Annotated in this window: 7 protein-coding genes; 4 read left to right on the top strand and 3 right to left on the bottom strand. The window is 61.9% G+C overall.

The window, feature by feature from the left end; genetic code table 11:
• Positions 1–64: 64 nt before the first annotated feature.
• Genes ABF757_RS10840 through polA form a run of 3 tightly spaced genes read right to left on the bottom strand, consistent with a single transcriptional unit; the run spans position 65 to position 4,425 of the window.
• On the bottom strand, positions 65–844 hold the full coding sequence (locus ABF757_RS10840; RefSeq protein ID WP_415482335.1) for a lysophospholipid acyltransferase family protein: 780 nt from the start codon (positions 842–844) through the stop codon (positions 65–67).
• Positions 845–862: 18 nt separating this feature from the next.
• Positions 863–1,528 (bottom strand): SCO family protein, encoded by a 666-nt coding sequence (locus tag ABF757_RS10835; protein WP_415482333.1) that lies wholly within the window; start codon positions 1,526–1,528, stop codon positions 863–865.
• A 56-nt stretch (positions 1,529–1,584) separates the two neighbouring features.
• A complete protein-coding gene (gene polA, locus ABF757_RS10830) occupies positions 1,585–4,425 on the bottom strand; it encodes a DNA polymerase I (RefSeq protein ID WP_415482331.1) in 2,841 nt (946 codons plus the stop codon).
• 143 nt (positions 4,426–4,568) lie between these two features.
• Here polA and ABF757_RS10825 point away from each other — a divergent pair, with 143 nt between their 5' ends.
• The 4 genes from ABF757_RS10825 to ABF757_RS10810 all read left to right on the top strand — a co-directional run bounded on the left by ABF757_RS10825 (position 4,569) and on the right by ABF757_RS10810 (position 10,947).
• The gene (locus tag ABF757_RS10825; RefSeq protein WP_415482329.1) at positions 4,569–6,767 is read left to right on the top strand and encodes a TonB-dependent siderophore receptor; all 2,199 of its coding nucleotides are present in this window, start codon (positions 4,569–4,571) and stop codon (positions 6,765–6,767) included.
• Between the two features lie 250 nt (positions 6,768–7,017).
• Positions 7,018–9,171, top strand: a complete 2,154-nt coding sequence (locus tag ABF757_RS10820; RefSeq protein WP_415482353.1) for a TonB-dependent siderophore receptor — start codon at positions 7,018–7,020, stop codon at positions 9,169–9,171.
• A complete protein-coding gene (locus tag ABF757_RS10815; RefSeq protein ID WP_415482327.1) occupies positions 9,155–9,451 on the top strand; it encodes a hypothetical protein in 297 nt (98 codons plus the stop codon). Before ABF757_RS10820 ends, ABF757_RS10815 begins: the two co-directional genes overlap by 17 nt.
• Positions 9,448–10,947, top strand: a complete 1,500-nt coding sequence (locus ABF757_RS10810) for a PepSY-associated TM helix domain-containing protein (protein WP_415482325.1) — start codon at positions 9,448–9,450, stop codon at positions 10,945–10,947. The genes ABF757_RS10815 and ABF757_RS10810 overlap by 4 nt, the downstream gene beginning before the upstream one ends.
• The last annotated feature ends 174 nt before the right edge of the window (positions 10,948–11,121 follow it).

Below are 11,121 nucleotides of genomic sequence, written 5' to 3'. Positions count from 1 at the left end.
CGTGCTCCGTGCTCCGTGCTCCGTGCTCCGTGCTCCGTGCTCCGTGCTCCGTGCTGGGGAAATATCAGGCGGTGGGGGGCTGTATGCCTGCCCGGGTAAGCAGGGTTTCTACTTCCGCAAGCAGGGCGCGCCCGCTTGTTTCATCCGTAGGGGCGGGCAGGCGTGGGCCTGGTTTTATGCGGTAGCGCATGGGCAAAGGTGGGCGTTTGAGAAAAGGCCAGCCTTGCGAGAGATAGGGTGAATCCGTCTCGATCAGGATAACCTGCACGGGCAGGCGGGTGCGCTGGGCAATGGCGGCAAAACCCGGCTGAATGGGGCCGGGAGGGGCGCCTGCGCGGGCGCGTGTGCCTTCGGGGAACAGGAGCAGCGGCCCGCCTTCGCGCAGGCGTTCAGTAGCGGGGCCGAGCACGCGCAGCAGCGTGTCGTGGCGGATATAGCCTGCCGTGCGCAGGGTGCTGCCCAGCACGCCGCGGTCCCAGATGGAGGCTTTGGTTACGCAGGTCATGCCGGGCAGGGCAGAGGCCAGCAGCAGGCTGTCCAGCCGGGAGGGGTGATTGGCAACCAGTACCAGAGGCTGCGGCCCATCTTTCTGCAGCGGGGCAAGCGCGCTCATGTCGCAATCCAGAATACCCGCTGCGTGCAGGTAGCGTACGGCCAGCCGGGACAGGGCATGGAGCCAGCGCTGTCCAGCCCGCCTGCGGTCAACCCCTTCGGGGCGGATGCGGCGCAGCAGATACGAGCCTGCGTCCAGCCCGGCGAAAATCAGCCCCGTTACGGCCAGAGAGCCGTAAAAACGCAGGGCTGTAAAAGGTTGCCAGCCCCGGATGGAGGACAGAAGCGCCATGGCCTGCCTGTCAGGCTGTCAGTTGTCGGATGTGCCGGACATGATCCGGCGCAGATCCGTTGCCATGGAAGCGGGGCTGGCGCTCGCGTCTATCATGCCGCGATAGCGGGTATCGGGGTCCATAACCACGAACTGCGGTGACATCCGCATGGTGTAGCCCCATTCCGGGTCGGTCACACGGTCCACGGGGGCGTGGTATTCCTTGGCCAGATCGGCCAGCGCGAAGGGGGCTGCCGTGCCGGCCACCACGCGCGGGCTGATGCTTTCGCCATACTGGCGCAGCCGTTCGGCGTCATCACGGTCAGGATCGAGGCTGACAAAAATGATCACGGCCTTGCGCCCGCTCTGGTCCAGCGTATCCAGCGTGTTGGACATGGCTTTCAGCGCGGGGCGGCAGGCATCATCTGTGCAGTGGGTCGCGCCGAACAGCACAACCATCCAGCGGCCACGGAAGGTCTGGTCTGTCATGGTGCCGGTTGTGGCGTCCATCAGCCGGAAGGAGCCGCCCACGGCGTTGCCATAGGTGCTGAGCGTCACACTATGGTGCAGGGCGTAGCGGGTGGCGGCCCAGCCCCCGGCCCCCGCCAGCACCACGATTGCCAGAGTGGCCAGCAGTACACGCCGCCGCCTGCCTGAGGACGCGGGGATGCTGCCGGGGGGTGTCTGCTGCTCTGGGCCTGTCATAGTTTTTTCAACCTCCGTGGGGGCGTGGCGGTCTGGCCCGCCCGGTGGGTGTGTTGCTAGTGGGCCTGCGCCCAGTTCTGGCCTATGCCGGTTTCAACAACCAGCGGTATGGACAGGGTTGCTGCCGCCTGCATGACGTTTCTGGCCATTTCGGCCACGGCTTCGGCCTCGTGGGTTTCGGCTTCAAGCAGCAGTTCGTCATGCACCTGTAGCAGCAGGCGGGCTGAGTGCAGCCCGGCCTCATGCAGCGCGTGGGGCAGGCGCACCATGGCCTGTTTGATAATATCAGCAGCCCCGCCCTGAAGGGGCGCGTTGATGGCCTGTCGTTCCGCATACTGGCGGCGGACCGCACTTTTTTCCTTGATACCCGGCACATAGCAGCGCCGCCCGAAGGGGGTCAGTACGTAGCCATGTTCCTGTGCCTCGGCTTTTCTGCGCTCCATATAGTCGCGTATGCCGGGATAGCGGGCAAAATACGCATCGATATAGGCACGCGCCTCGCCCGCGGGAATGCCAAGCTGCCGCCCTAGCCCAAAGGCTGAAATACCGTAGATAATACCGAAGTTGATGGCCTTGGCGCGGCGACGTGTCAGCGGGTCCATGTCTTCAATGGGGATGCCGAACACTTCGGAGGCAGTGCGCGCGTGAATATCCTGCCCCATGTGAAAGGCTTCACGCAGGGTGGGAATATTGGCCACATCGGCCAGCAGCCGCAGTTCGATCTGCGAATAGTCAGCCGAAATCAGCCTGCGGCCTTCAGGGGCGATAAAGGCCTGCCGGATGCGCGTGCCTTCTTCCGTACGGACAGGGATGTTCTGCAGGTTCGGGTCGGTGGAGGACAGGCGGCCGGTGGTGGTGATCGCCATCTGAAACGACGTGTGCACTCGCCCCGCACTGCTGGCCTGACGGCTTAGGGCATCGGTATAGGTGGATTTGAGCTTGGCAAGCTGGCGCCATTCCAGCACGCGGGCGGGCAGGTCGTGGCCTTGATCGGCAAGGTCCTGCAACACGGCGGAATCCGTGCCCCATGCCCCGGCCTTGCCGCGCTTGCCACCCTTGAGCGCCATTTCATCAAACAGGATTTCGCCAAGCTGCTTGGGGGAGGCAATGTTGAACTCCCGCCCTGCCGCGTCGAAAATACCGGCTTCCATGTCTTTCATGCGCGCTTCAAAATCGGCGGACAGGCGAGCCAGTTCCGCTCTGTCCACGGCAATGCCTGCCTTTTCCATATCCGCCAGAACGGGAACAAGCGGGCGTTCGATCTGCTCATAGAGCGAGAGCGCCTGATTGGTGCGCAGGCTGGGGTGCAGGGCGTGCCAGAGCCGCAGGGTGACATCGGCATCTTCCGCCGCGTAGGTGGTGGCCTTGTCCACCGGCACCTGCGCGAAGGGAATCCGCGCCCGGCCCGTACCGGTTACGCTGTCATAGGTAATGGGGGTGTGGCCCAGATGCAGGGCGGAAAGCTCGTCCATACCCTGTCCGTGCAGACCTGCGGACTGGCTGTAGGAGATCAGCATCGTGTCGTCCACGGCCCGGTTCTGCTCTATTGGCAGCCCGGCATGGTCAAGCACCAGCAGGTCAAACTTGGCATTGTGGAAGATTTTCAGCGTTGCATCGTCTGCCATCAGGGGACGAAGCAGGTCCAGAGCTACAGCGGGTTCCAACTGCTCGCCGGTTGGTGCTTCCAGCGTACCTTCATGCCGGAGCGGCACATAGCAGGCTTTCCCCGGTGCAGTGGCAAGGGAAAAACCTACAAGCCCGGCGTTGAGCGGGTCCAGCCCGTCGGTTTCGGTATCGACGGCGCACAGGCCAGCTTCCTGTGCGGTGCTGATCCATTTTTGCAGGTCTTGCGCCGTGCGGACAGTCTCGTACTGGTCATACGGCGCGCTACTGACGGCCTGTGCCGTAGTCGGGGCGGCGTTCTGCTCAGCCGGATCAGGCAGGCCGTTGGCGCTGGCATGGGCCGTGGCGCGGGCGCTGCGGTGGGCGTGCGCGCTGGCGGGCTGGGCCATGCCCATACGGCTGAGCATGGAGCGAAAGCCCATGCGCGCAAACCATTCAGCCAGCACATTCAGGTCGGGCTCGCGCGTACCCAGTTCTTTCAGCGGAACGGGCAGGGGCACATCGCGCGCGAGCGTGACAAGCTGGAGCGACAGGCGGGCGGCCTGTGCATGCTCGATCAGCATGTCGCGGCGTTTGGATTTTTTCATGCCCGGCGCTGCGTCCAGCACCGCTTCGAGCGTGCCGAATTCGTTCACCAGAGCAGAGGCGGTTTTGGGGCCGATACCCGGCACACCGGGCACGTTATCCGTGGGGTCGCCCATGAGTGCCTGAACGTCGATAACCTTTTCGGGGGGGACGCCAAATTTTGCCTCCACTTCCGCCGGGCCGATGGGGGTCTGGCGAATGGGGTCGAGCATGCACACGCCGGGGCCGACAAGCTGCATCAGGTCCTTGTCGGACGAAACAATGGTGCAGGTGCCGCCTGCTGCACGCACCGCTACAGCGTAGGAGGCGATCAGGTCATCGGCTTCCCAGCCGGGCAGTTCTATGCCGGGCACGCCAAAAGCCTGCGTTGCCTCGCGGATCAGGCTGAACTGCGGGCGCAGGTCTTCCGGCGGTTCGGGCCGGTGGGCCTTGTACTGGGGATAGATTTCGGAGCGGAAGGTCTGGCGGCTGGCATCGAACAGCACGGCCAGATGCGTTCCGGCATGTTCGCGCAGCAGCCGTGCCAGCATGGTGGCAAAACCATACACCGCGTTGACGGGCACACCGTCGGGGCTGGTCATGGGGGGCAGGGCATGAAAGGCGCGGAAAATGAAGCCGCTGCCATCTACCAGAACCAGATGGGGCGCTTGGGGCGTGGGGTCGGTCATGGGCTCAGGCCAGCAGGTCATTCAGCATGTTTCTGGGGATATGCGCCTTGCGGCGGGTTGTCCAGCATTTCACCCCATGGATTTTTCTCCGAATCAGTTGCGAATAGTTTTCATTAACGGCAATGTGCGCTCCCCGCAGAAAAAGTTAATGAGTGTTATTCTCAATGAAACATTCCGGTCTGGCCTGTCTTGTCGTGGGGCTGAGTTTTGCAGCCCCCTCCGTGCACGCTGCGGAAAAGGAGGAAGCAGCCCCTGCTCTCCGCTCATCCGAAGCCAAACTCAAGGCAGGCGGTGTGTCCGCCGCCCATGGGGTCAAACAGGCGTCGGTTGCCAGCAAGGACGATGAGCAGGTGATGGTGCGCGGTAGGCGTGCCTCTACCGTTGCCTCCTCCGCAACAAAGACCGACACGCCGCTGGTCGATACCGCGCAGTCCGTAACGGTCATCACCCGCAATGAAATGGATGTGCGTGGTGTGCTTAGCCTCAATCAGGCCGTGCGCTATGCGGCGGGCATAACGCAGGACCAGCGCGGTTCCACCGCCACGCGATATGATATGTTTGCCCTGCGCGGTTTTTCCGTGCCCACTTTTCTGGACGGGCTGAAACTTCAGGCCAGCCCCACGGGCTATGCCACCGCCCAGACCGATACATCCCGACTGGACCGGATCGAAATTCTCAAGGGCCCGGCCTCGGCGCTGTATGGCCAGTCCAGCCCCGGCGGGCTTGTGGCCTTGAGCAGTAAGCTGCCAACCGAAGCCCGCTCCTATGGCGGCGTGGCCGCAACCGGCGGCAGCTTTGACCTGTATCGTGTGGATGCGGATGTGGGCGGCTGGGCCACGGATAACGGCATGGTGCGCTACCGGATTTATGGCACGGCCAATGGCTCGCACAGCCAGTTGACCAAAACCGGCAGCCGCCGTTTCAGCATCAGCCCCGCCTTTACCTTTGGCGGTGATGGCCCCACGACCCTGACCCTGCTGGGCAATTACCAGTATGACCCCACAAACGCCTCTTACGGGTCGGTGCCGCGTGTTGGATCACTGGTCAGCGCTCCCTATGGCAAGCTACCGCGTGACTTTTACGATGGCGATACCGGCTATGAGCAGTTCAAGCGCAAGCAGGGGGCCATTACCTATATTTTCACGCATCATTTCGACAAGGACTGGTCGTTCACCTCACGCGGGCGGTATGACGATGTCAGCACCGCTTATCAAAGCGTTTACAGTCTGGGAACCTATGCTTCGCCAACCGAGCTGGAGCGCGGCACTTTCGGCACCAACGAGCGCATGCATAATCTGGCCTTTGACAACCAGTTCCGTGGGCATGTGAATACAGGGCCGGTTCACCACACACTTATGGCGGGTTTTGATTATCAGCAGAGCACGGCATCGGAACTGGCACGCTCCGGCAGCGCACCAACGCTGAATGTGCTGAACCCGGCTTATGGTGTCGCGATCACCACGCCGGGTGTTTACGCCAATTACGATACGCACCAGCAGCAATATGGCGTGTATGCACAGGATGAACTGCGTATCGGCTCGCTTTATCTGACCGGCAGCCTGCGCAATGACTGGTACACCGCCCAGCAGAACGAATATATCGGCGGTAGTGCCACGGATCAGAGTGCCTCACAGATCACGTTCCGGGCTTCGGGGCTGTATCACTTCAAGTTCGGGCTTTCGCCCTATATCAGCTACTCTACTTCGTTCCAGCCGCAATCGGGCATTGTGTCGGACAATGGCGGGCTGAGCACGCGCCAGGCCAACCCATCTCTGGGTAAGCAGCTTGAAGGCGGGGTGAAATACCAGATTCCCGGCACGCCGGTTCTGCTGACAGCCGCTGGCTTTCATATCGAGCAGACCAATGTGCTGGTTTCGGTTCCCAATACTGCCTACAGCACCGAAAGCGGCAAGGTGCATTCAGATGGTTTCGAGTTCGAAGCCCATGTGGATGTTTATAAGAACCTGATGGTAGTGGCCGCTTTCAGTTCCCAGAGCGTGCATGATGATTCGACCGGCAAGCCGCTTATCCAGTCGGGTAAGGGCAATGCATCGCTGTTTGCGTTCTACACCATGCCCAGTGGCCCGGTTAAAGGGCTGGGGTTTGGCGGCGGTCTGCGTTATTCGGCCAAGGTCTATGGCGGCACGGTCGCCAGTGGCGATGTCACGGTTCCCAGCTACGTCGTGTTTGACGGGTCTTTGCGGTACGACCTCTCCCAGCTTTCGCCGTCTCTCAAGGGGTGGAGTGCCGCGGCCAGCGTGCGCAACCTGTTCGACAAGAACTATGTCGCAAGCTGCTACACTGAATGGTGCTGGTATGGTGAGCGGCGTAATGCGCAGGCCACCATTGGCTATAGCTGGTAACGGGTGATGCTGCGTGCAGGCCGCTTTTGCAGCCGCAATCCTGCCGTGGGTGGTGTGGGCGTTCTGCCTGCACCATACCGGCGCGGGATGCGGCCTGTGCGCAGGGCTGGATTGCATATTAAAAAATATTTTAAAATACGATTGCCCCGGCTCCGGGCTGCCACCATAGTTCGCCCTGCTCATAGCGGGGGGAGTGCGCGTGTCAGCCAAAACGGGCCGTTCTGGCAGCAGGATCATCCAGACAAGAGTCATGCCGGGAGCCAGAATACTGGCTTTTGCCGTGTTGGGGCCTGCGGGCTTTTTGGGCACGGTCTGGGCCGAAACCGGGCATGGCAGCACGGCCCGGCCGGGCAGCGGGCGGGGTGGTAAGTCGCTTATGGTGCATGGGCACAGAACCTCCACCACGGCGTCCATCGCCACCAAAACGGAAAACCATCCGGTGGTGAACACCGCCCAGTCCGTGACGGTGATCACCCGCAATGAAATGGATGTGCGCGGCGTGCTCAGCCTCAGTCAGGCCGTGCGCTATGTCGCCGGGATCACGCAGGACCAGCGCGGGGCTACCGCCACGCGGTATGATATGTTCGCCCTGCGCGGTTTTACCGTACCAGCCTATCTGGACGGGCTGAAACTCGAGGCCAGCCCCACAGGTTATGCCACACCACAGATCGATATGTTCCGGGTGGATCGGGTTGAGGTGCTTAAAGGCCCGTCTTCCGCGCTGTATGGCCAGTCCAGCCCCGGCGGGTTGCTGGAAATGTCGAGCAAAATGCCGCTTGAGGCGCGTTCGTACGGCAGTGTGGCCGCAACCGGCGGTAGTTTCGACCTGTATCGTGTGGATGCGGATGTGGGCGGCTGGGCTGCGGATAACGGCAAGGTCCGCTACCGGCTTTATGGCACGGTCAATGGCTCGCACAGCCAGCTTAGCCAGACCGGCAGCCGCCGTTTCAGCATCAGCCCTGCTGTAACCTTTGGTGGAGATGGCCCTACTACCCTGACCTTGCTGGGCAATTATCAGTATGACCCCACAAACGCCTCCTACGGGTCGGTGCCGCTGGTGGGGTCTCTCGTGCCGGGGCCTTCGGGCTGGATCGCGCGTGATTTCTATGATGGTGACAAGGCTTTTGAGGAATACCGGCGCAAGCAGGGCTCCTTTACCTATATCCTCACCCATCATTTCAGTCACGCATGGGAACTGGTGTCCCGCGCACGGTACGACGATATCAAAACCGATTATGAAAGCGTGTACACAACAGGCAAATGGCTCTCGCCCACAACCGTGCAGCGCGCCACTTTCGGGAGTGATGAGCAGTTACGCCGTGTGGCCATGGATACGCAGATACTCGGTCATGTGCAGACAGGTCCGGTCAATCATACGCTGATGGTGGGGGTGGATTACGATTATACCCACGCCACCGAACTGGCCCGCGCAGGCAGTGCGCCCGCGCTGGATGTGCTGCACCCGACCTATGGTGGCGGCATTCCCGTGCCGCCGCTTGCATCGGACTACAACACACGCCAGCAGCAGATTGGCGTATACGCGCAGGACGAACTACGCATCGGCTCGCTTTATCTGACCGGCAGCCTGCGCAATGACTGGTATACGGCCCGCCAGCAGGAATATCTGGCCCATTCCAGTAACAGCCAGCACCCGTCGCAGATTTCGTTCCGGGTGGCCGGGCTGTATCACTTCAGTTTCGGGCTGGCCCCCTATATCAGCTACTCCACATCGTTTCAGCCGCAGTCAGGCATTGTGTCGGAAAACGGAGGGCGCACCACCCATCAGGCCGATCCCTCCGTGGGGCGGCAACTGGAAGGCGGGGTGAAATATCAGATACCCGGCACACCGGTTCTGCTGAGTGCCGCGGGTTTTCATATCGAGCAGAGCAATGTGCTGGTGTCTGTGGGGGATGCGGTTTACAGCACCGAAAGCGGCCGGGTGCGCGCGGATGGCTTCGAGTTCGAGGCGCATATGGATGTTCATCGTAATCTGATGGTTACAGCCGCGTTCAGTGCCCAGCATGTGCATGATGAGTCCACCGGCAAGCCGCTTGTGCAGTCCGGGCGGGGCAATGCCTCACTGTTTGCTTTTTACACGCTACCCAAAGGGCGGTTGAAAGGCGTGGGGTTTGGCGGAGGCCTGCGTTACGAGGCCAGTGCTTATGGTGGCTCCACGGCTTCGGTCAAGGATATCAGAATTCCCAGTTACGTAGTGTTTGATGCGGCTTTTCGGTACGATCTTGCGGCAGCTCATACATCCTTGCGTGGCTGGATACTCTCCGCGAGCGTGCGCAACCTGTTTGATAAGCGCTACATCGCAAGCTGTTATGGATCGGCCTATAGTGAATGGTGCTGGTATGGCGAACGCCGCAACGCGCAGGCAAGTCTTGCCTATAGCTGGTAACACCAGTGCTCGGGAGCGGTGGGGTGTTGCCCTGCGCGCCTTTGCTGGTATTGCCGGCGGGTATGGGCTGGCTACGCTGGCGGGCATTACTCTTGCGGTCTGGCTTCCGGCCTCGCGGGCGGAAAAAGCGCTGGCGGGGTGTTTTATAGGCCTGCTGGTATGGCCCGGCTTTGCCATGTTCTGCTTTGCCACGCGCCGGGTTGGGCGGGTTCTGCCTGTTGGCGTGCTGATGGCTGTCGCTCTGGCGGGAGTGGCATGGCTTGGCGGGTGGCGGCCATGAAAAAAAACTTTCGTGCCTCCATGGGCTGGCTGCATGACTGGGCCGGGCTGATAACAGGCTGGGTGCTGTTTATTATGGTGCTGGCAGGGGGGCTGAGCGTCTTTCGCTCCGAAATAACCTGCTGGATGCACCCCGAGCTAAGGGCTGAGGCCATTAATCCCGCTCTTTCCACACAGGCGGCGGTTGACTGGCTTGAACTCAATGCGCCCGATGCCCCGGCATGGTATTTGAATGTGGCCTCCGCGCGTATGCCCGCCACACAGGCAATCTGGTGGCAGCAGGATGAGAGCAACATGCGCCTGCTCGACGCCCGGACAGGCCAGCCCCTCGCGCGTGAGACAATGGGGGGCGATTTCTTTTACAACCTGCATTTCGAGCTGATGCTTCCCTTCCCATGGGGGAGGCTGATTGCGGCTATCGCAGCCGTGGCGCTGGTGCTGATCCTGCTGACAGGTATTGTGACACATAAGCGTATTTTCGTTGATTTTTTCACATTCCGGCCCGGCAAGGGGCAACGGAGCTGGCTGGATGTCCACAATCTGGCCGGGGTTGCGGCCCTGCCTTTTCACCTCATGATTGCTTTGAGCGGGGCGGTGCTGCTCAGCACCATGTTGCTGCCGGGGAGTATCAGCGCGGTTTATGGCGCGCAGGCCATGGATTTGGGCGATGACCTGACACCCGCCATGAGCGCGCCCTCACCCGCGGGGCATAAGGCGGCTCTGGCGCCCCTGGCCCCAATGCTTGAAGAAGCGCTGCGCCGGATGCAGGGCGATGGCATAGGGCAGGTTTATCTCTACAATCCCACGGATGCCGCCTCCGTGGTGGTGGTGACAGGGGGCAATGCGCGCCGGATCGGGCTTGATACGCATGTCCTGCGTTTTGAAGGCACCACAGGCCGTATTTTGGCGGATTATTACGAAAACCGGCCCGTAGTGGTGGCCTTTGGCGTGCTGTACGGCCTGCATGATGCGCGTTTTGCACCGGGGGTAACGCGCTGGTTCTATTTCGGCTCAAGCGTGCTGCTAGCACTGGTTATTGCCAGTGGCCTGCGGATGTGGGTCACGCGCCGCCTGCGGCAAGGAGTGGGGGCTGGGGTGGAATGTGTGGCGCGGCTTAACGTGGGTATGACCTATGGCGTGCCGGTGGCGCTGGCGGGTTTTATGCTGGCCAATCGTGTGCTGCCTGTCGGTATGGCCGGGCGGGCGGGAGTCGAGCAGTTGGTGGTGCTGGTGGTGTGGCTGCTGTTGCTGGGTGTGGCGCTGGCGCTGCCCCGGATAGTGGCGGCGCGGCTTTTGCTGGTGTGTCTGCTGGTGGTCATGCTGACGCTGGTGGGGCTGAGTGCCCCATGGCGTGGGGGCGTGGCGCAGGGTGTGGCGTTTGTCTGTCTGGCGGTGGCGGTTGCCTGCGGCCTTGCCTTGTGGCGTGGCCGTTCAGGGCAGGCGGAGGGGGCATGCCCGTCTGCTGCGCGTCGTCTGTCCGCCAGTAAAGGGGGGTAAGCCATGCCGGTATGGGTTTTTATGCTGGACTGGGGGGGCATGCTGCTGCTGGCCCTGCTGTCGGAGCGTGGGCTGGCGCTGTGGGGGGCTGACCGTATTCTGCTGGGTAGCCGGGCTGGACGTGCCATACGGCTGGCGGGCAGGCTTGTGGGGGTTGGGTTGCTGGCAGCGGGG

The organism is Acetobacter papayae, from assembly GCF_047721125.1.
Taxonomy (GTDB): Bacteria; Pseudomonadota; Alphaproteobacteria; order Acetobacterales; family Acetobacteraceae; genus Acetobacter; species Acetobacter papayae.
This window is presented reverse-complemented; position numbering and strand designations above follow the sequence as displayed.

Bases quoted from the DNA above. Each gene is read 5' to 3' on its own strand.
- ABF757_RS10840 (WP_415482335.1), bottom strand. From the start codon at position 844: ATGGCGCTTCTGTCCTCCATCCGGGGCTGGCAACCTTTTACAGCCCTG.
- ABF757_RS10835 (WP_415482333.1), bottom strand. From the start codon at position 1,528: ATGACAGGCCCAGAGCAGCAGACACCCCCCGGCAGCATCCCCGCGTCC.
- polA (WP_415482331.1), bottom strand. From the start codon at position 4,425: ATGACCTGCTGGCCTGAGCCCATGACCGACCCCACGCCCCAAGCGCCC.
- ABF757_RS10825 (WP_415482329.1), top strand. From the start codon at position 4,569: ATGAAACATTCCGGTCTGGCCTGTCTTGTCGTGGGGCTGAGTTTTGCA.
- ABF757_RS10820 (WP_415482353.1), top strand. From the start codon at position 7,018: ATGCCGGGAGCCAGAATACTGGCTTTTGCCGTGTTGGGGCCTGCGGGC.
- ABF757_RS10810 (WP_415482325.1), top strand. From the start codon at position 9,448: ATGAAAAAAAACTTTCGTGCCTCCATGGGCTGGCTGCATGACTGGGCC.